The 21,185-nt window shown below is 49.7% G+C and carries 15 protein-coding genes; 8 read left to right on the forward strand and 7 right to left on the reverse strand.

What is annotated here, in order from left to right; all coding sequences use genetic code 11:
- Together AAH187_RS04205 and AAH187_RS04210 are read left to right on the forward strand one after the other, a co-directional pair.
- The coding region (locus tag AAH187_RS04205; RefSeq protein ID WP_342347184.1) for a hypothetical protein at positions 1 to 261 on the forward strand (261 nt) is incomplete at its 5' end.
- Between the two features lie 192 nt (positions 262 to 453).
- Positions 454 to 1,284: a hypothetical protein gene (locus AAH187_RS04210; RefSeq protein ID WP_342347185.1), complete on the forward strand. Its 831-nt coding sequence runs from the start codon at positions 454 to 456 to the stop codon at positions 1,282 to 1,284.
- A gap of 139 nt (positions 1,285 to 1,423) precedes the next feature.
- Here AAH187_RS04210 and nuoB read toward each other — a convergent pair whose 3' ends face one another.
- The 7 genes from nuoB to hyfB form a co-directional block, all read right to left on the reverse strand.
- Positions 1,424 to 1,930, reverse strand: a complete 507-nt coding sequence (gene nuoB, locus AAH187_RS04215) for an NADH-quinone oxidoreductase subunit NuoB (protein ID WP_342347186.1) — start codon at positions 1,928 to 1,930, stop codon at positions 1,424 to 1,426.
- Positions 1,931 to 2,061: 131 nt separating this feature from the next.
- Positions 2,062 to 3,660: an NADH-quinone oxidoreductase subunit C gene (locus AAH187_RS04220; protein ID WP_342347187.1), complete on the reverse strand. Its 1,599-nt coding sequence runs from the start codon at positions 3,658 to 3,660 to the stop codon at positions 2,062 to 2,064.
- 6 nt (positions 3,661 to 3,666) lie between these two features.
- Positions 3,667 to 5,211 carry a hydrogenase 4 subunit F gene (locus AAH187_RS04225; RefSeq protein WP_342347188.1) on the reverse strand — a complete coding sequence of 515 codons (1,545 nt, stop codon included), beginning with the start codon at positions 5,209 to 5,211 and terminating at the stop codon, positions 3,667 to 3,669.
- Complete coding sequence (locus tag AAH187_RS04230) at positions 5,212 to 6,696, reverse strand: proton-conducting transporter membrane subunit (protein WP_342347189.1); 1,485 nt, start codon at positions 6,694 to 6,696, stop codon at positions 5,212 to 5,214. It lies immediately after the preceding gene.
- Positions 6,697 to 6,701: 5 nt separating this feature from the next.
- Positions 6,702 to 7,370, reverse strand: coding sequence for a hydrogenase (locus AAH187_RS04235; RefSeq protein ID WP_342347190.1), 669 nt, complete (start codon positions 7,368 to 7,370; stop codon positions 6,702 to 6,704).
- A gap of 1 nt (position 7,371) precedes the next feature.
- On the reverse strand, positions 7,372 to 8,325 hold the full coding sequence (locus AAH187_RS04240) for an NADH-quinone oxidoreductase subunit H (RefSeq protein ID WP_342347191.1): 954 nt from the start codon (positions 8,323 to 8,325) through the stop codon (positions 7,372 to 7,374).
- 9 nt (positions 8,326 to 8,334) lie between these two features.
- Complete coding sequence (hyfB, locus tag AAH187_RS04245) at positions 8,335 to 10,365, reverse strand: hydrogenase 4 subunit B (protein ID WP_342347192.1); 2,031 nt, start codon at positions 10,363 to 10,365, stop codon at positions 8,335 to 8,337.
- A gap of 1,839 nt (positions 10,366 to 12,204) precedes the next feature.
- On the opposite strand from hyfB, the gene AAH187_RS04250 reads away from it, so the two are divergent.
- The 6 genes from AAH187_RS04250 to cysN all read left to right on the forward strand — a co-directional run bounded on the left by AAH187_RS04250 (position 12,205) and on the right by cysN (position 21,102).
- On the forward strand, positions 12,205 to 13,602 hold the full coding sequence (locus tag AAH187_RS04250; RefSeq protein ID WP_342347193.1) for an ATP-binding protein: 1,398 nt from the start codon (positions 12,205 to 12,207) through the stop codon (positions 13,600 to 13,602).
- Entirely contained in the window at positions 13,599 to 14,957 is a 1,359-nt protein-coding gene (locus tag AAH187_RS04255) for a sigma-54 dependent transcriptional regulator (RefSeq protein ID WP_342347194.1), read from the forward strand. The genes AAH187_RS04250 and AAH187_RS04255 overlap by 4 nt, the downstream gene beginning before the upstream one ends.
- A gap of 703 nt (positions 14,958 to 15,660) precedes the next feature.
- A complete protein-coding gene (gene mgtE / locus AAH187_RS04260) occupies positions 15,661 to 17,010 on the forward strand; it encodes a magnesium transporter (RefSeq protein WP_342347195.1) in 1,350 nt (449 codons plus the stop codon).
- A 462-nt stretch (positions 17,011 to 17,472) separates the two neighbouring features.
- Entirely contained in the window at positions 17,473 to 17,916 is a 444-nt protein-coding gene (locus tag AAH187_RS04265) for a transposase (RefSeq protein WP_342347196.1), read from the forward strand.
- 370 nt (positions 17,917 to 18,286) lie between these two features.
- Entirely contained in the window at positions 18,287 to 19,195 is a 909-nt protein-coding gene (gene cysD / locus AAH187_RS04270; RefSeq protein ID WP_342347197.1) for a sulfate adenylyltransferase subunit CysD, read from the forward strand.
- Entirely contained in the window at positions 19,195 to 21,102 is a 1,908-nt protein-coding gene (gene cysN, locus AAH187_RS04275) for a sulfate adenylyltransferase subunit CysN (RefSeq protein WP_342347198.1), read from the forward strand. The genes cysD and cysN overlap by 1 nt, the downstream gene beginning before the upstream one ends.
- Positions 21,103 to 21,185 lie beyond the last annotated feature (83 nt).

Genomic DNA, 21,185 nt, shown 5'->3' on the forward strand with positions numbered 1-21,185 from the left:
CGACCGCTTATCGGGATGGATAAGCTGGAAATCACGCAACAAGCTCAAGCACTGGGTTCATTCGAGACCTCCATCGAACCTGACCAAGATTGCTGCACCCTCTTCGTCCCAAAACATCCTCAAACCCGGTGCCAGCTACCCCATATTCTCAGAGTCGAGCAAGACCTCGACATTCCCGGACTCATTCAGCAAAGCCTACAAGGAAAAGAATTGATCACCTTCTCTCATGCAGAACGGGTTGATCGAAGGGCCCCACAGTAGAATGCTTCTTCACACGTTAAAACCACCGCACATCATCAGACGGTAACCATCCATACTCTGAATAAGCGAAATGACCAACCATATCTAGCGAAGTGCCAGATTCCTTTTTTCGAGTTTCAACATGAAAAATTTCTCCAACCGTCCCACATTGGAAAAAAGCATGACCAAAGCAAAATCTTCAGTGAGGACAACGTGAGCACACTGCCTCCTACTGTCCTGTTTACCTGGCTCTATCGGGTTTTTGTCGGGGTACTGCTTATTCAAGGTCTATGGGAACCCATAAACCACGGCCTGCACCTTGGACTACCTTCTGCTTGGGCCGAACCACACACCATATCGGAGGAAGAAACCCACCACAACCACCGCGCCCACCATCAGGAAGCGGCTCCGCAGATCGGACAATGGGAAGGGTCCCCTGAAGGGATTGCGTATAGCGAATTCAACCATGCGCTCGTTGGAGTCGGTGTCATTCTGGTGGGTTTCAGTGAATGGCAAACCGTGATGGGCTGGCAAGCATTCATGTGGGTTCGTTGGCTGTTGCCGAGTTCACTGATTGGATCAGGAATCTTCCTGTTAATCTGGAGCGATCATTTGGCATGGCCCATTGGCCCATGGACATTAGCCGATACGTTATCCGGCAAAGATCCTGAAATGCTCCAACATAAAACATTCGGCATCTTGGCCTTGGCTGTCGGCCTGGTGGAAGGGTTCCTTCGGGCTGGGAAATTTTCTCACGTGTTCTGGCGATCGCTTCTGCCGGGGTTTGCCCTGGTCGGTGGTCTTATGTTGTTCCGCCACATGCATGGCCTCCATCCAGGTGGCCACGACATTCAGACTCACCATAACATCATGGGCACATTGGCCTTGGCAGGTGGCCTGGCCTGGTTTGCCGGTGAGTTCATACCACGATCCCATGCCGCGCTGAAGACATCCTCCCGCGTCAAATTTGTATTCAAAATTCTCTGGGCTCTCCTGGTCATCACCATCGGCGTGCAATTATTTTTCTACTCAGAGTCCTCATAAGATCCCCTCGCCACAGATAAATAAAGGAGAACCCACTCATTGATCAGTCTCATACCGCATACCAATACAGCTAATGAGTGGTATCATTGGAAAAAGCATCGTGTCACCCCGTCATTTTGTTTCTGAGTCATTCATCCCGCTAACATTTTCTGAGATCGTCCAAGGCCTTAAGTATCTCCGCAGGGCGGGGCGGACATCCAGGTATACGAACATCTACAGGGATATGTTGGTCGACCGGACCGGTCACCGCATAGCTTCCTTTGAACATTCCACAATTGATCGCACAATCACCTAAGGCAATGACTAATTTTGGATTGGGCGTGGTTTTGAACACATCCTTCAGCGGACCTTCCATGTTCACCGTAACCGGACCAGTCACCACCAAGGCATCCGCGTGACGAGGTGACGCAGCGATATGAATTCCAAATCGTTCGATGTCATAGACAGGGTTAACTAACGCATTCATTTCCATCTCACAGGCATTACAGGAACCGGTATCCACTTCACGGATGGTGAGGGACTTTCGGAAGATGTTCGATTTCTGCCGCGTGATGAGGCTGATCGGTATGTTCTGTCCGGCAGTAGGTCGAGGGTATTGGCCGGTCACTATTCCTGTTTTGAAACTTTTTTTAAGAATCTTAAACATGGTCTCTCCTAATTCTGCCGAGTCATGAATCCTCATGCATCACAAAAATATAAAATTCCTTCCCGTCTTTCCCCCTCATTCATGTCGTCTCAGGCCAGCTGTTGTATCTGCTTCCCGCCCATCCCCTCCCCTTACAAGTCATTTCCGGCATACGAAAGACTGAAGCTTTTATTAATGAGAGGAAAATCGGGAATAATATTCCCGATCACCGCCAATTGAATTGCCGGCCAATTGACAAACGAGGGGTCACGGACCTTACAGCGATGAATCTGTTCATGTTCGCCAATCATTAGGAAATACAAAATTTCACCACGCCAACCTTCAACCGCAGAGAGCGCCCAGGCTCCGGAGTCAGGAAGCACCTGGCGGTCACCCTTCAGCGGGCCATCAGGAAGCAGGCGTTGAATCTCGCGAATGAGTCGAATGGATTCGTGAATTTCTGCCATCCGGACCTGAACCCTGGCCCGTACATCCCCATTTAAAGAACCCGCCACACGGACAGACAGCTCATCATAGGCTGCAAAAGGCCGATCTCTTCGAAGATCCCGATCGATACCCGAAGCCCGACCAACCACTCCGACTACCCCATGGTCCCAGGCGGTCTGCTTCTTGAGAATCCCCGTGCTCTCAAACCGATCGATCAACGACGCATTGACGGCGATAATCTGTTCCAGTTCGGAAAAATCCTTTTCAATGTGTTCCAGTTCGGTGACCAGCTCGGAAAACTGATCCGTCGAAAGGTCGATTCCTACCCCTCCCACGCAATTCACCCCTCGAAGAAATCTCGAACCTGTCAGTCGGTCATTCAGTTGCATCACCCGTTCTTTCAACCGACCGCAATGGGCATGGGCCAGCGCATAGGCCGTGTCATTGCAAATACCTCCCACATCACCAATGTGGTTGTGGAGACGCTCCAATTCTAGAAACAAACTTCTGAGATACCTGGCCCGACGGGGCACGTGAATCTCTAATAACGTTTCTACGGCCTGGCAATAGGCCAGGCTATGCCCAAAGGTCGTGTCCCCTGAAATTCGCTCAGCCAATACCACGCCATCGGACAGCATCTGTTGTTCGAACAGCTTCTCTACACCGCGATGTTTCCAAAAATGTTGGAGATCAAGGTGCATAATCGGTTCTCCGGCCACCGTAAACCGGAAGTGCCCGGGTTCAATTATGCCCGCATGAATGGGACCCACCGGCACTTCGAGCACGCCTTCCCCATGAATAAAATGCCCATCGACCGATCCGGGAGGCTGGCGCCATTGCAAGACCGAATTCCATGGGAAATTTTTGTGTAACGGGTGAACACCCTTGGGCCAATGATTGTGCCGGACCAGGCGACGAAGATCCGGATGCCCTTGGGCGATCAGACCGAACATATCCCGGATTTCCCGCTCATACCAGTTGGCCGCATGAATTTTTGGTGTGATGGACTCATAGAGCCGTTCATCCCCCAGGAGATCGGTGGAAACAATAAGCCAGTCCTTGTGCTCACAGAGCGTAAACAAGTACCAGAGTTCGTAGCGCACGTCACAAGGACGGTGATCGACAGCCCATAGTAAAGAAAGGGTTCCTCTGAGTTCCTCATTGGCATGAATATATCGGGTAATCGGCAGAATCTGATTGGTGTTCACATGGAGCACAGGAATACCGTGATCAGTGGAGACACGGTTAATCGCCGGACCGAATATGCTTTCCAAGTGTTCAACTGGATGAAATACCGGTTCCATGTTTGGTTACCTTCCTATTACCACGTCGGTGGCCCGTTGTAGGAGAGTTTCAACCTGAGCGGGAAGAGAAATCCCCATCCACACCAGCGCGAAGACGGATAAGGCAAGCGGGAGTTGTCCGATGTGCCAGGCTTCCCCTTGCCTGACCCCTGCAGGTGGGGTGCCCCATACCATGCCGGTCAGCCGGTAGATAAATCCTCCGAATAACGCCACGGCTAACAGTACGATTATCAGGATGATTCCCAGGCTTCGAATTTCATGTGATACGGTAATGGTCAGAAATTTTCCCAGATGAAATGAATCAAATTGAAAGGTCATTTGCGCCAGTGACGTGATCACCAACAGTTCACTATTAAAGAGGGAAAACGGGGGCATTCCCACCAAAGCCAAGCCACCAGCTAGAAAGGCGATTGCGGTAATGGGTTGGACTTTGGCCATCCCCTGGACCTCATGAATCTGTCTGGTTCGATATCGGCGAAAAATGTTGCCGACGGCAAAGAACCCCAGTGATTTGGCCAATGCATGGTTGAGGAGATGCCAAAGCCCACCGAAAGTTCCTAATGGTCCGCCAATACCAAACCCCAACATGGCCAAGCCCATATGCTCGATACTGGAGTAGGCAAAAAGCCGTTTGTAATCGCGTTGAATCAGGATAAACAACGCTGCCGTCCCAAACGAGATCAATCCGATTAAGATCAGAAGGTTCCCTGTAAACCCCGGCGAGACGGTCTGATCCACGATGGATTTACTCCGCAGGACGGCATACACCGCAACGGTTTCCAGCACTCCGGCCAGCATGGCGGTAACCGGGGCCGGCGCTTCACTATAGGCCTCAGGCAACCAGGTATGCATCGGGACAAGACCAATCTTCGTGCCGTACCCGACCAGAATAAAGATGAAGGCCAACTTCAGCACGTGGCCATCCATTTGAGCAGCCACGGGCAACAGGCTGGTCAGGTTCAAGGCGGCGTTTTCTTCTCCAAGCACACGAATCGACGAATAATAGGTCAGGACCGTTCCGAACAAAGCGAGGGCAATGCCGACAGAGCAAAGGATGAGATATTTCCAACCGGCCTCCAGGCTTTCCCGACTCTTAAAAAATGTAATGAGGAACACCGTCGCCAGCGTCGTCGCCTCTACGGCAACCCATTGCACACCCAGACTGTTCGCCAGGGTCGCGACAATCATGGCAAACAAAAATACGTGATACAGAGGGAAAAAGGTCCAGAGACGATGAGGTTGAACTAACTGTTGAATAGCCTCGTCATCAAAATATGACCACAGATAAATCGAACAGGAAAAACCAACACCCACCACGATTGAGAGAATGAAAACTGAGAGGCCGTCAATAAACACCACATTTCCGAGTGCCGTGAAGGATTCCTCACGAACCACGGTTGCCCAGAGAACCAGATCGGCTACCACCAGGATGACCATAGTCACCACGTTCAAGCCGTGAAGCATACGAATATTTTTGATGAATAGACTGAGTGTTGCGGCGACAACCGGCGCAGCCAGGACCATCAACGTAACATGGTTCTCGTCCGGCATTTAGAAATATTCTCCTTCCGCATGAAAAAATGGCAGAATCGCCCCAATGAGATCATCAAGGCCGGCGGGGACATGGAGCCCTAAGACAATCAGGGCGCACAGGTTCACCGCCATCGCGGCGGTCGAAAAGGCCCGGCAGCGTGGCCCCACGGTGGAGGTGACCGTTTCCATGGGCACGCCTAGGACCATTCTCAAGATTTGAAACAGCAACGTCGCAAACGCCAGAGTCAATACAGCGAGGAACCCATACGCGATCGAAGGTGCCGTGTTCATGGCGTTCGCGGCGATTGTGATTTCACTCACAAACAATCCGAAGGGGGGCATGCCGGCAAGAACAAGCCCTGCGACGAACAAGGCCACTCCCGCGGCTGGATGCTCACGTAACAGGCCAGGGACACGAGCGATAAACTTATGTTCATGCGTAATGAGTACAAGGCCTGCGCCATAAAACGCGGCGGATTTTGCCAAGGCATGATTCAGCAGATGCCACAATCCTCCAAATACTCCCAAGCCCCCCAGACCAAAACCAATTAATGCGATACCGATATGCTCGATACTGGAATAGGCTAACAGTCGTTTAAAGTCTTCTTGAAGCAACAGGACAATCGAGGAGAGCGCGACGGAGAAAAATCCAAATCCGAGCAGCAAGGTTCCTGTGAAATCCGACCCCACCGCCTGATCGGTCAGGATCTTGAACCGGAGAATCGCGTAGATCGCCATGGTCAACATATTTGCGGAAAGCATCGCACTAACCGGAGTGGGGGCTTCTCCATGCGCATCGGGTAACCAGGTATGCATAGGGACCAGACCCGCCTTGGTCCCGTACCCAACCAAAACAAAAATAAAGGCAATTTTCATCACGGAAGGATCGAGTTGGTCCCCGACCTCGTACAATTTCGCCCAGTGTAGCGCTTCTTCCGTAATCCCAAGCAGTTGCTCTGAGGAGTAATACACGAGGATCGTCCCAAAAAGAGCCAAAGCAATACCGACTGAGCTGAGAATCACAAATTTCCATCCCGCCTCAAGGGCTCCCTTGCTCCGCTCAAATCCGATCAGCAAGGCGGCCGACAAGGTCGCTCCTTCAATGGCAATCCACATTATCCCAAGATTTTCAACATTGACGGCCAACAGCATGACCCCCAAATACAGATCGAATAACATAAAAAATTGACGAAACCGTTTGATGGACACATGCCCACGGTCATACTGCTCTCCCACATACCCTACGGCATATAAGGTTCCCGTCCCTGCCACGATCCCGATCACCAGATCAAACCATGCGCTGATGGGATCGACATGCAGGAAGGACAAAAAAGACACGGGTCCGCTCAGGGACACCTCATCGACCAATAATATTGCCGAAACCACCATGATGCCGGCTTGCACGCAATGCAGGACGTCCAACGTCTGCCGATGACGTACGACAAGCCCGCTGACGCCAATCAAGAACGGGGTCGCAATGAGAAGGATTATCGGCCAAATCATGAGACTTACTCTTTGAGGGCCTTCATTCGGCTGGTATCCACACTGCCGAAGGTCTCCTGAATCTGATGGGTATAAATACCCACGATCAAGCCGGCAACCAGCACATCGAAAAAGATTCCCAACTCCACCATTAACGGCATCCCATAGGCGGCAGCGGTGGCTGCGAGAAATAGCCCGTTTTCCATCACGAGAAACCCGATCACTTGGGTGACGGCTTTTTGCCTGGACACCATGATAAAAAATCCGATCAGCACGATGGCCAGGGCAATCGCCAGGGAATCTTGGGTCAGAAGGAATCCGAGATGAACAATCGGTTGAGTAATGAAAAATGCGAGAATCACCAATCCTCCGCAGATCAACAAACCCGTTGGAATGTTGACATACATGCTGACCTCGCGCTGAACATTTAACTGTCTCACGATCTTCTTTAAAATTCGTGGCAGGATAATGGCTTTAATCGCGATGGTGAGTACCGCCGCCAGGTAAATATGGTGAATGCCGGTCAAATACGCCACCAGCGTGGCGGTCACTGCCAAAAACCCTGACTGCAACGCGAACAAATCCACGCACGCCATCAGGCGCCGTTGTGCGACAATGGCAAAACACGTCAGCAACAGGAGGGCCGAGCACAGATTGACCAGATACGAACCGATATTGACCGGAAGAGTTGGCATGTCACACCCGCAGGATATAAAAAAACACCAGGGCTAATAATGACAGAATAAAGGCTGCCCCAAGTAATTCCGTCACGCGAAACAACCGCAATTTGGCAAACATACATTCAAACACACCAATCACAACGGCCAACCCCACAACCTTCCCTACAAAGACCAACAACCCCAAGCCCAGCGCTGTCGGGGACAAGGTGGTGGCAATGCCCCACGGCGCAAAAATGTTGGCCAGCAAGGTCAAAAAAATCATGAGTTTCATTCCGGCTGCCCACTCAACCAGGGCCAGATATCGCCCGGAGTATTCCAAAATCATGGCTTCATGAATCATGGTCAATTCCAAATGCGTCGCCGGATTATCGACGGGCACACGGCCGGTTTCGGCCAACGTAATGATAAATAGTGCCACCAAAGCCATTAAATGAGGCGGAGGATCCAGCACAATACCCTGCAAGATCGCGGTCTTATACACGATGGCGCTGATATTGGCCGAACCCGCCGTGAGGGCCACGGCAAACAAGGACAGAATCAAGGCCGGTTCGGTTAGGGAGGCGACAATCGCTTCGCGACTGCTGCCCATTCCGCCAAAGGCGGACCCGCAATCCAGGCCAGCCAGCATCAGGAAAAAGGTCCCTAAGGCCAGAAGATAGACCAGGGCAATAATGTTTCCCGCAAAATTGAGCGGCATGGGCGCAATAATGGTGGGGACAAGCAGACTGGCAGCCAAGGTTGAGGAAAACAGGATGTACGGCGTGGCTGGAAAAATCCACGAGGCTGTCGTAGAGATCACCGGTTCTTTGCGAAAGAGTTTGGCAAGATCCGAGTAAGGCTGGAACACGTTCGCCCCATGTCGACATTGCAGGTGGGCTTTCACTCGTCGAATGACCCCCACGATCAAGGGAGAAAGCCCTAAGACCAGAAACATTTGCAGAATAATCAGCAGGAAATCGATTGCGCTCATGAATACGCCCTATCCCATTACCACCAATAAAACCACCAACGTCACAAAAATATAAGCCAGGTACAAAGACAAATTTCCTCCTTGGATCACCCGTGAACGATCAGCCAGGGTTGAAAAGAATTTCAGAATTGGATGATACAAATACTTGAGGAAAATGGGTTCGATGGAAAATTCGAAATGTCTCTGCTTGGCAAAATAATGTGATTCTTCAAGAAATTCTGTTTCGAGTTTGACCGTCGGTTGATAAATGGTGCTAAAGACCCGTTTAATGGGCTGGACGAAACCGGTCGCGGTGTATTCCATTCGTGCGGTCACATTCAACCCACACCCCCATGTTTTATAAAACCGGGTTTTCCCTTTCCCTCCCAGAACATAGGCAAGCCCCCATCCCAATCCTGTGAGACCGACCAGGATAATCGCCAGAACTGGAGTGGAGAGACTTGAAAACTCTCCGCTCACCGGTGCGAGTGTCCAACCACCCATTTCAAACACCCTCCCGGCAATTGATATCCCCGCAAAGGGTTCACTCACCCGATCAAGGAGGGGCACCACGATGGCTGGCCCCAATCCTAAAACCAGACAAAGGCCGGCTAGGATTCCCATCCCGACGCGCATAGGGACAGGAACTTCTTGAGCTTTTCGTGCGTGGAGGCTTCGCGGGAGGGCCAGGAATGAAATGCCAAATGCCTTCACAAAACAGGCCAGAGCCAACGCGCCGGTAAGCGCAAGCAGGGCCGCAGCGATGGGAAGCATCAATTTCAAAAAAAGAGAGGGGAGTTCCAAGCTTAAAAAGAGCCCCTGAAACACCAGCCATTCACTGACAAATCCATTCGTCGGTGGGAGAGCAGAAATGGAAACGGCCCCGATTAAGAAAAACAGGCCGGTCCAGGGCATCCGTCGAAGGAGTCCCCCATATTCTTCCATGTTCCGGGTGTGGGTGGCATACAGGAGTGAACCCGCGCCCATAAAGAGCAAGGCCTTAAACACCGCGTGATTGATCGTGTGGTACAGTCCGGCGATGATTCCCAATGCTGCCAGATGGGGCATGTCATAGGCATAGAACACCATGCCTGTTCCTATTCCCATTAATATAATGCCGATGTTTTCGACGCTGTGAAAAGCTAAAAGACTCTTCAGGTCATGCTCCATCAACGCATACATGACCCCGAGAAGCGCCGACACCGTGCCAACCAACAAGACCACAAATCCCCACCACCAGGGAAACGGCCCGCCAAGAAAATCAAAATACACGCGAAGGAGGCCATAAATCGCCGTTTTAATCATGACACCCGACATCAACGCGGAGACATGAGATGGTGCGGCGGGATGGGCATAGGGCAACCAAACATGAAGTGGCACAATGCCCGCTTTGGTTCCAAAACCGATGAGGGCTGTCCAAAAGACCAGGGTCCGCAAACCTTCCGGCAGAGATTGATCGGCGCTTCGAAATGCCTCAAAGGCAAAGGAACCCGTCTCCTGGTAAAACATGAGAAACGTCACCAGAATAAATGCCGTGCCCACATGGGTCATAATTAAATAAAATAATCCGGCAAAACGCACGTCCGGCTTTTCATGCTCCGATACCACGAGAAAATATGAGAGGAGGGACATCAATTCCCAGACGATTAAAAAGAAGAAGGCATTATCCGCCATGACAACCAACAACATGGACAGAAGAAACCCGTTATAGAGAAAGCCGAGGAGACTCACAGGAATACGTCCGTAAAATTCCCGGACGTAGCCACTGGCAAATACAGATACCGCCAACCCCACAAGGGAAATCGTCAAGACAAAAAAGCCACTCAGGGAATCGAGGCGAAGAGAAAACGTCAGAAGAGGAATCGAGGAAGACAGGAACCAAACCAGCGGCTCAGAGGCCAAGAGCCCAATCAGACCAAGGACTATTCCCAGGCCGCAGGCCACGGTAGCTGATCCATGCGCAATCACATTCTGAATATGCGGTCGATCTGGGAAACAGAGTGGGAGAAGCATCCCACACGCATAGGCCAACAGCAGAGCCAAAAACAGGATTGTCGTCATGCCTTGCTTACGGTGTCACTTTCATCTGCCAAACGGGCAAGAGGAGGTGGCAAGGCCATTGGCCTCACCTGATTGAGAGAACAGGAATATCAAATGTTGGTCATAAGAACATTTCATGACCATCGCATAAAGAGACGCATGCATTAGAGGAGAAAACAACACAGGATTTCTTGGTGAGCAAGCTTGTTGCGGCAAAGAAGTTTTGGTTTCCTTGAAGGGGTGACTCGCGCGTAAAATTATTGGGAATTGGGAAAATGTCCACGCGAGAAAAGAAGCAAAAGGCTGATTGCCTGAGCCGAAGATTGTCATTCTCACAAGTATCTCTTTAACCGTCCCCTCAAATTCTCTTACGGTGTTTTGACTTTCATGCACACATCCATGTCAGTGCAAAAGCTATACCTTGAATATATGTTCTGTCTTGCACGCAATATTCTTCGTAACCCCGACACAAGGCCCTAGAGCTAGCTTAAAGTCGGTTGAAGGATTCCAATGGAAGAAAGTTTTTCCTTATCCCGTCTGCAATCTTTGCAGGTCATAGGTCTAGATGATTGATCTAGCTAACGTGAGACACATTTCCAGCCAGATCAACACACCAATAGGGATGCATTTGGCTTTCAGATAGATACAAGGTTCCAACAAGCCTTTCGTCAGTAAGAATCGACTCCCTCCTGCTCATGGCATTTCTAGCAAAATGACTACGACCGACATTGCCCACATCCCTATATACGCAAGAAAAAACAGTGAACTCTTGATCAAGTAGATTCCATTTTCCTGAAAAATCTCCTAAGTAATCATGCAAAATTTGCACATCTATGGTTATGCCTATTCATCAAAACTCTCCATAGATTAAAGGCTTTTCAAAATACATTTCTCGCAAGGCGAACGTCCTCATGCAAATTTTGCATAAATACCCTGCTTGATAGGCGAGTAAAACCCATTCAATCCGTGAAACAGGAGGAAAAACTCAGCTCTCCTTCAATAAGGGACGATCAACGCCTCATATGGCAATTGGCATGTGCATTGCTCTAGCTAAATTTGTCAAAAAGGGTTCATGACCAGAACCAGGCGAAGCATTAAATGCAGGTAAAGGGACTGGACTTCAAATGCCTCCGGCCCCTGACCACGTTCATTCAGGATTTCTTGAAGAGGCCGGGCCGACCCTCCTTATCACCCTGTCGCCCCAACTCTGGAATTCTAGATATGGAAATGTTTCATATGGGTTTCCGGAAATTGACTTGTGCATCCACATTAAGGAAAAAACTTTTGGAGAGGCAATGTTTGGACTACGCATAGATCAATGCGGAATCACCCCCTACCCTTTCAAAAAACTTATATCGGTTGGGGATGAAACATCATCGGTGTCTTTCCCATATACCCCATGCAGCTGTGGCCTCACTCCTCTCGACACCTTTCAAGATCTGGACCTCCTCCCGTATTGAAAAATTCGGAACGATACCTCATGCGAGCAACATAGCTAATCATGAAATTTCTCATCTCGGGATCCTCCATGTGCATAAAGCTGAAATGAGCACATTTCAGCCAATCATATACCGACCTTAATAGACAGAATGGATGGATTCCCATGGAAGGCGTCATGGCCGCACTGGCATCATTCTGAGAAGAGAGGTATGCACCAAAAGTTCCCCCGCATAGACGAACTTTTTCGGATAACAGGGCATGTCCACCCATATAGGTTGAACGCCTTATATCGATTGAACAATGTTGAACCGAATGGCCGGACATTGCACCATTCCCCTTCCATCGCCTATGGTAATAGAAGAAAAATGGTCAGTATTTTCAATTGTTTTTGAGAGGAATCCGTAAAAACCAGAGCCAACAATGTTTCGTCCTCACCCTGAAACACCACTTTTTCAAAATCTTCTCATTCGCCAAATTGTGCCAATTCTTATCATTGTGGGCGTAGTGGTTGGCGTGTTATTGGTCTTCAGTCTTGAGCATCAAAGTATGGTGGTGGTTGGCCTCACAGAAGGCAAGACCGTATCCTCGGAATTGAATGCCGCAGTCGGACAATCCCGCCGGGATTTAATCGCCATCACTCTTCTGCTCTTCATCGTCGGTGGGGTTGGTATTTCCGCAGTCGTCACCTATCTGCATTACGCCAACACCAAACAAAACCTTGAAGAGGTCAAAGGGCTAGCCCGGCACATATTGGAAAGTATCCCGACTGGTGTGTTAACAGTCAGCGAAGATGGTGTTCTTACCGCAGCCAATCCAACAGCTGAAAGCATTCTTGAGCGCCCTGCGGCTTCTCTATTGGGCAAGCATTACGATGTGGTGTTTGGGGAAGGGCATCCCATTCAGGTGCTCCTTTCCCAAATCCTACACCATGGCGGATCCATGCATTCGAAAGAGATTACCTTTGATTCCAAAAATGGAGAGGTACGGACGATCCGCATTAGCAGTGTTGATTTGACGGGAGATAATGGCAAACCGGCAGGAATGATTTTTCAACTGCACGATGTCACAGAGTGGCTGGCTCTCGAAAAACAGGTGAACGAAGCCCAACGACTGACTGCGCTCCATACCTTGTCAGCCGGTGTCGCGCATGAACTTCGCAATCCTCTCAGCGCCCTAGATCTCAATCTTCATTTACTTGAAGAAGAACTCCGAGAGACCACCGACTTGTCCAGTCGGGCCAATGACTATTTCAAAGTCCTGAACACAGAATTAAGCCGGCTGTCAGCTATTTTGGATAATATTATGCGATATGCACAATCACGGCCTTCTCAATTTCAGGAAGTCAACATTCAGTCGCTCGTGTCGCATGTGACGCAGTTATTACAACATGAGGCTGAGGACAGAAACCAGCAGCTTCAGGTTTCGGTCCCAACGAACCTTCCCGATGTTCAGGGTGACGAAACGCAGATCGCACAGGCTCTGATTAATGTCGTGATCAACGCGCTTCAGGCCATGTCGGCTGGCGGTGTCTGCCGAATTATCGTCCAGGAACGCGAACGACAAGAGCGGCGCTGGGTGGAGATTGCCGTTCACGATACCGGACAAGGCATTGATCCTCAATCCCTTGTCCACATCTTTGACCCTTTTTACACGACAAAAGAAACCGGGACCGGCCTTGGCCTCGCCGTCGCGCATCGAATATTGCAAAATCATGGAGGCCGAATTGACGTGACCGCACTTCCCGGCGATGGCACCTCGGTCATATTGAGTTTACCCGTGTGTGTGACTACCCAGGCCATCCCCGTGGAGGATGAGTGAAACAAGAAACTCGCATTCTGGTTGTCGATGACGAAATCAATATTCGTAATGCGTTAGTGACTATATTGGAGAAAGCAGGGTACCTCGCCCAGGGCGCCGACTCTGCGGAATCCGCGCTGACCTTGATGAAAGAGGCGCCCAGTGACCTTCTCATCACGGATGTAAGAATGCCAGGAATCGGGGGCATACCCCTCGTTCCCCGAATAAAATCCCTTTGGCCTGCCACCGAAATCATCGTCATCACAGCCTATGGTTCTATTGAGACGGCTGTGGAAGCCATGCGGTTGGGAGCTTACGATTTTCTTACCAAGCCCATTGACCGTGAACGATTCTCCATTGTGGTCCAAAAGGCCCTGGACCGCCACAGGCTTGCAGTCGAAAATCAGGATTTGCGTCACCAACTCGAGACACGAAATCGCATCGAGGAAATGATTGGCGAAAGTGAAGCGATGCGCCGAATACACCATGTTATTGGAATGGTTGCCAAAAATGACGTCACGATTTTAATCGGTGGGGAGAGTGGAACAGGAAAAGAATTGGTGGCACGTGCCATTCATCAACAAAGCCAGCGGTCCAATGGCCCCTTTATCACGATGAATTGTGGTGCCCTTCCAGAGTCTCTTTTCGAAAGCGAATTATTTGGATATGAAAAAGGGGCATTTTCGGGGGCGGTTGGAACCAAACCCGGTCGATTTGAGATGGCTGATGAGGGAACCCTCTTTCTTGATGAGTTAGGCGAACTTCCCTTAAAAGCCCAGGTGGATTTTCTCCGGGTCTTAGAAACCGGTGAGTTTCGCCGGCTTGGAGGGAAAAACTTGATCACCGTCAATACCCGGATTATTGCCGCCACCAACCGCAATTTGCCTCACATGGTCGAAACCGGACAGTTCCGTGAAGATCTTTTCTATCGCATTAATGTGGTGCCGATTCATTTGCCGCCCTTGCGAGAGCGTCGTGAGGATATCCCTGTCCTTCTCGACTGTTTCCTCAAGGAATTTGCCCAGAAGCATCGAATTCCACTCAAAACCCTTTCTCTCGCTTCCCTGAGATTTCTCGTTCAATACCACTGGCCGGGTAATATTCGTCAACTCAGGAATGTCATTGAACGTCTGGTCGTGACGGTGAAGGAGCACGCTATTCAGCCCGATCATCTTCCAGATGAAATTCGAACGAGTGTCAATCCCGGAAGCAGGATGGTGATCTCCCTCGGAACCCCCCTCGAAGACATTGAACGAGAAGTCATCCGCCGAACCCTTGTGGAAGTCACTCATCATCGTGAACAGGCTGCGAAACTCCTGGGGATTAGTGTGAGATCGCTCCAATATAAAATCAAGGAATATGGGATTGAGGTTTAGAAACCATAAATCCAAAAAAACGGGGCCAGGATAAAGTTAAAGAGGGGATCTACTGTGACTTGCTTGTCAAGAGAGGTTGTCACTCATAGCCATTTGGAAGGCCTCCCGTTTAGAATTCCCTTCGCTATGACATAACAAGCCTCCTGCCAATTGTGGCTCTTTTGGGATGTATCCGTAAAACCAGGAGGAAGCCATTCTCTCTTTCCGCAATCTCGAGGGACGCTTTAACCTGGGGGTGCCGCACCCGGGGGAAGTCGTGACAGTGCATGTGCAAAGCATGGTCAGACAAGGGCCCCGGACCTTGGCTCTCATTACCTACCATTTTTCAAAATGTCATCATCATTGGATTCCAATTGCTTTTCTACTCAGAGTCCTAGGCATGCCCAATAGCCAAATTAGTCGTAGGATTTTGACTGGAGATTCTCAAATCCTCTCACTACTAAGCCTTGCCTTTATCCTTCCCAAGGGCATTCCGGCCTGACCCAGGAGGGGCCTATGGTTTCCCTGTCGCATGATGAAATTGAACCCTTATTTCATATAGAGGACAATCCTATACTGCTCCGGTCCCTAGCAAGACATTTTCGTTCCACCGCGTATTGCGTGGAATCCAGCAATATTCTATTTTCATTACCAACTCTACCAATAATGATCCTCAATTACCCGGCACTCAGGCCGAGCATAGGCTCATCAAGGAGATCAAATCATGGCAGATACCCGGATGGAATCCTTATTCAATGAGCAAAATTGGGAGAAACTCCAGAATCTTTTAACAGAGAAACCCTCCCCAGAAATAGCCGAAATGCTCTCAACCATGAGGAAAACCCATCGCGTCCTTCTCTACCATGCCTTGCCTTTTCCCCAATCGTTTGAAGTGTTTTCCTACCTAGAGCCGGACATTCAGGATTCCCTATTAACGGAGTTAACCGATCAAGAAGCGCGAGAACTCTTAGCGAAGCTACGCCCGGATGATCGTACCGTCTTGCTCGAGGATCTGCCTCGTCAGACCACCATGAGACTGCTGAGTCTTCTCAGCCCTCCTGATCTGATCGAAGCAAGAAAACTTCTTGGATACCCTGAAGAAAGCGTCGGGCGACTCATGACCCCTGACTTTGTCTCCGTCCTCCCGAGCTGGACAATCGAACGGGCCTTCCAACATATTCGACGAAAAGGAAGAGAAGCGGAAACGATTGGCATCATTTACGTGACCGATGCCCAAGAGAAACTGTTAAATGCATTGGGATTGGAGCGATTAGTGTTGGCGGCTCCCTCAGCCACCATTGAAAGCATTATGGATCATTCCTTTGTGTCCCTGACTCCGGAAGAGGATCGGGAAGAAGCCGTGAGAACCATGCAAAAGTACGACCTGTTTGCGTTGCCGGTTGTCGACACCAATGGGGTACTCCTTGGCATTGTCACAGCCGACGATGTCTTTGATGTGGCAACGGAAGAAGCGACCGAGGACATTCAGAAAGGGGCGGCGGTTGAACCACTCAAGATGAGCTACCGTGAGGCGAGTGTCTGGGGTCTGTATCAGAAACGGATTCCCTGGCTCATCGGACTGGTTGTGGTGAATCTGGGCGCATCGGTGGTGCTTGCCGCGTATGAAGAAATATTAGCCTCGGCCATAGCCCTCGTCTTTTTTATCCCATTGTTAATGGCCAGCGGCGGGAATACCGGAACTCAAGCCGCCACACTAATGGTACGCGCCTTGGCCACTGAAGATGTCAAAGGTAGCCAATGGATCAAGGTTTTGGGTAAAGAAGTCGGCGTGGGAAGTCTGTTGGGCATCACCATGGGAATGGGGGTGGGCATCATCGGCTTTGGCCGAAGCGATTGGAGTATTGGACTCGCTGTCGGATTAGCCACGACGGCTTTTGTCCTCGTTTCCAATCTGATTGGGGTCTTGTTTCCTGTCGCGTTGAATTTTTTTCGAATCGATCCTGCCGTCGCAAGTAGCCCCATGGTCACTTCGACTGCCGACGTGACAAGCCTTCTTCTCTACTTTTCCATTGCTACGGTTATTATTGGCGGCGGCACAGGATGGTGGATGTAAGAAGAGAGACTTTCCCTCCATGGGTATTTTGAAAAGAATTGCCCTCTTCCCCACATGGACGAAGACAGGATCGAACTTTCTCCTCTCACTAAAATTCTTGCCTGGATTTTCCCTACTTATTTGACCAGCCTTTAATGGAGCAGCACCATTCAACATTCCTTTAGTGATCCAGGCGACACACATGACAACCTGACTATCTGGAAATGATCTGTTATAGGTTAATACACCTTTTGTGTAATGGAGCCTGAGCGCGTTAGTCTGAATAATTCCGATATGGTGGTTGCCACATTCCGTGTTTTCCATTTTCGCCTATCCACCATCCATTACCTGCACAATGAGATTTTTTCAAATCATTCACGTGAGAAGGCCGGGATTTGTGAGTATCCCGGTTAAATAATAGGTCAAAGGTGTATGTTTTCCCTTTAAATTTATCTAAAATAGTGAGATTCATCTGACTTTTCCGTGGGTTCACGCTACTCTATCACTCCCCCTCTTGAACAGGAGGCAAGCGATGGGAAGCAAAAAGCTGTACCGGCACTTGCTGAGGATCACCGAACCGCGGACAAAAAGGCGATGGCCAAAGAACACCGATACATGATCGGGGTCTCCGATCTGGAGGAGACAGCGGTGGAATATTTTGGGGATGCGAGCAAGGAAGAAGGCCGGGCGACCTACTTTTACACCTTAGGGGAGGAACACTCTGCAGGGATTGAGGCGATCAGCCTGGACCTGTGCCCAGCCTTCATCAACGCCTGTCTGGCCCACATCCAGGGGTCAGCCAACAAAATGGTGTTTGACCGGTTCCACATTATGCCGCATGTCGATTGTGGGGTGGATCGGGTCCATAAACAGGAACACAAGGCGTTGACAGCACAGGGGAATGACACGCTAGCGGGGAGCAAATAGCTGTAGTGCCCATTTTAAACATCGCATGACCAATGCCCTGACGGAAGGGTTCAATTCCAAGATTGCCACGATACACAAACATGCCGGTGAAATCAGAAATCGTGACCATTTCAAGATCGCCGTCTATTTTCACTGCGGTGACCTTACCCCCTATCCGATTCACGTGGCCCATGCAAATAAACCAATTATGATAATCTCTGCGTATGAATGGCTCAATGGAGATGCTCATCCGATAATTGCCTTGACATCATAAAGTTAAAGCTATAAATAATGTGTTAGCACAAGCAGGTTCCCCCACCATCACGACAATCTTTTCCCCCTAGACGTAGCCTAATTTACTATTCTGGGGAGAAGGTTCTAATAAACTGAGATGTCTGCTTCGCCGTTATCCCATTTACGCCAACTCGAGGCGGAAAGCCTACACATTTTCCGAGAGGTGGTGGCGGAATGTACAAAACCCGTCATGCTCTACTCAATTGGAAAGGATTCATCTGTCTTGCTGCATTTGGCTCGCAAGGCATTTTATCCCTCCCAATTGCCGTTTCCCCTTTTGCATGTGGACACGACCTGGAAATTTCGAGAAATGATCGAGTTCCGCAACGAGATAGTGGCCAAACATAACCTGAACCTCATCGTCTATACGAATCAGACCGGCATTGAACAAGGGATCAATCCCTTTACCCACGGATCTTCCCTTCATACTGAAATTATGAAAACGGAAGCCCTCAAGCAAGCCCTGAATAAATATCAATTCGATGTAGGATTTGGCGGAGCGAGGCGTGACGAAGAAGCCTCTCGGGCTAAAGAACGCATTCTTTCCTTTCGCACGACCACCCATCGTTGGGACCCTAAAACCCAACGGCCTGAATTGTGGAATATTTTCAATACACGAGTTCGGCCTGGGGAAAGTCTCAGGGCCTTTCCTTTATCCAATTGGACCGAACTCGATATCTGGCAATATATTTTGGTTGAAAACATTCCAATTGTTCCTCTGTATTTGGCCAAAGCACGCCCTGTGGTCAAACGCCATGGAATGCTGCTGATGGTGGATGACGAGCGGTTTCCCCTTGAGCCGGACGAAAGACCTCAGATGCGGACCGTACGGTTCCGCACGTTGGGCTGTTATCCCCTCACCGGCGCCATTGAATCGGTCGCCACGACACTGCCCGAAGTCCTTCGGGAAATGTTAATGACCCGGACCTCTGAACGGAAGGGTCGACTCATTGATCATGATGAAGTGGGATCCATGGAGAAGAAAAAGCAAGAAGGATATTTTTAATGACTGTAGTCTCCAAGCACATCCCCAATGACATTGCCATGTATCTCAAAAATCAGGAAGAAAAAAGCCTCTTACGCTTCATTACCTGCGGGAGTGTGGATGACGGGAAAAGCACGCTTATCGGCCGTTTATTGTGGGACTCAAAGCTAGTATTCGATGATCAGCTCGACACCTTACAAGCCGACAGCAACCGGATAGGCACACAGGGTGACGAGATTGATTTTGCTTTGCTGGTCGATGGGTTGCAATCCGAACGCGAGCAAGGTATTACCATTGACGTCGCCTATCGTTTTTTTTCCACCGATACACGCAAGTTCATTGTGGCTGACACTCCGGGTCACGAACAATACACCCGGAACATGGCTACGGGTGCCTCAACGGCCGATCTGGCTATCATCCTAATCGATGCACGAAAAGGCGTTCTGACACAAACTCTGCGACACAGTTATCTTGTATCCCTATTGGGGATTAAAAAGATCATCCTGGCCATTAACAAAATGGATTTGGTGAATTTCGCTCAAACCACCTATACGGCCATCAAGGCCGACTATGGATTGTTGACCAAAAATCTGCCGTTCGACGAAGTGGTGAATATTCCGGTTTCAGCGCTCAAAGGAGACAATGTCTTCAATCGAAGTACCCACACTGATTGGTATCAGGGCCCAACCATCATGAGTCATTTAGAAACCGTGGACATCCAACAGGACGCCATTCAGAAACCGTTCCGTATGCCCGTTCAGTGGGTCAATAGGCCGAATTTGAATTTTCGGGGGTTTGCGGGGACTATTGCCAGCGGATCAGTGCGTCCGGGCGATTTGCTTATTGCGCCGTCATCGGGACAGACGAGCAAAGTCGCAAAAATTGTTTCCTTTGACGGAGATTTGGATCATGCCCAAGCCGGTCAGGCAATCACCTTAACCTTCGAGGACGAAATAGACATCGGTCGAGGCGAACTCCTCAGTATTCCTCAGGCCCGTCCTACAACCGCCGACCAATTTGAAGCTACAATCATCTGGATGCATGAGGACCAATTGTTGCCGGGCCGTAAATATCTATTGAAAGCCGGAACGCGGACAATCCCCGCGCAGGTGAGCGAGCTCAAATATAAGATCAATGTCAACACGCTGGAACATTTGGCCACAAAAACCTTGAGGTTGAATGAGGTAGGAATCTGTAATGTATCCCTGGATTATGCCATTTCTTTTGATCCTTATCAGGAGAATCGTCAGACAGGCTCCTTTATTTTGATTGACCACTTTACCAACGCTACTCTTGCCGCAGGAATTATACATTTTGCCTTACGTCGGGCAGAAAATATTCATTGGCAATCCGTCGACATCCATAAAGATGTTCGTGCTACATTGAAAGGACAAAAGCCCTTCATTCTCTGGTTTACCGGCTTATCCGGGTCGGGAAAATCCAGCATTGCCAATCTCGTGGAAAAAAAGCTTCATAACCTGGGACGACATACCTATTTGCTGGATGGCGATAATGTTCGTCATGGGTTAAACCGGGACTTAGGGTTTACCGATGCCGATCGTGTTGAAAATATCCGGCGAGTGGCAGAAACAGCCAAATTAATGGTGGACGCCGGACTTATTGTCCTGGTCTCATTCATTTCGCCATTTCGGAGTGAACGGAAAATGGCACGCCAGTTGGTGGAGCAGGGAGAATTCCTGGAAGTCTTCATCGATACGCCATTGGAGATTTGTGAACAACGAGATGTGAAGGGGCTGTACAAAAAAGCCCGCGCGGGTCAACTCAAGAATTTCACAGGCATCGACTCCCCGTATGAACGACCGGAAAGCACCGAAATCAGGATTCAAGGTGAGATGCAGACCCCGGAAGAGGCTGCGCTCTGCATTGTGAGTACATTAAAAGATAAAGGTTTTATTACAGCTTGCTAATACAACTCAAAAATTTTTCTACTAGAAATGCATTGAGGAGGTTTTCCTATGAAAATTTTCTTCATCCTGAGAAAAGATAGGGA

It is taken from the genome of uncultured Nitrospira sp., assembly GCA_902500695.1.
Taxonomy (GTDB): Bacteria; Nitrospirota; Nitrospiria; order Nitrospirales; family UBA8639; genus Nitrospira_E.

Bases quoted from the DNA above. Each gene is read 5' to 3' on its own strand.
- cysD (WP_342347197.1), top strand. From the start codon at position 18,287: ATGTCTGCTTCGCCGTTATCCCATTTACGCCAACTCGAGGCGGAAAGC.
- AAH187_RS04240 (WP_342347191.1), bottom strand. From the start codon at position 8,325: ATGAGCGCAATCGATTTCCTGCTGATTATTCTGCAAATGTTTCTGGTC.
- nuoB (WP_342347186.1), bottom strand. From the start codon at position 1,930: ATGTTTAAGATTCTTAAAAAAAGTTTCAAAACAGGAATAGTGACCGGC.
- AAH187_RS04235 (WP_342347190.1), bottom strand. From the start codon at position 7,370: ATGCCAACTCTTCCGGTCAATATCGGTTCGTATCTGGTCAATCTGTGC.
- AAH187_RS04220 (WP_342347187.1), bottom strand. From the start codon at position 3,660: ATGGAACCGGTATTTCATCCAGTTGAACACTTGGAAAGCATATTCGGT.
- mgtE (WP_342347195.1), top strand. From the start codon at position 15,661: ATGGCAGATACCCGGATGGAATCCTTATTCAATGAGCAAAATTGGGAG.
- AAH187_RS04250 (WP_342347193.1), top strand. From the start codon at position 12,205: ATGTTTCGTCCTCACCCTGAAACACCACTTTTTCAAAATCTTCTCATT.
- cysN (WP_342347198.1), top strand. From the start codon at position 19,195: ATGACTGTAGTCTCCAAGCACATCCCCAATGACATTGCCATGTATCTC.
- AAH187_RS04230 (WP_342347189.1), bottom strand. From the start codon at position 6,696: ATGATTTGGCCGATAATCCTTCTCATTGCGACCCCGTTCTTGATTGGC.
- hyfB (WP_342347192.1), bottom strand. From the start codon at position 10,365: ATGACGACAATCCTGTTTTTGGCTCTGCTGTTGGCCTATGCGTGTGGG.
- AAH187_RS04225 (WP_342347188.1), bottom strand. From the start codon at position 5,211: ATGCCGGACGAGAACCATGTTACGTTGATGGTCCTGGCTGCGCCGGTT.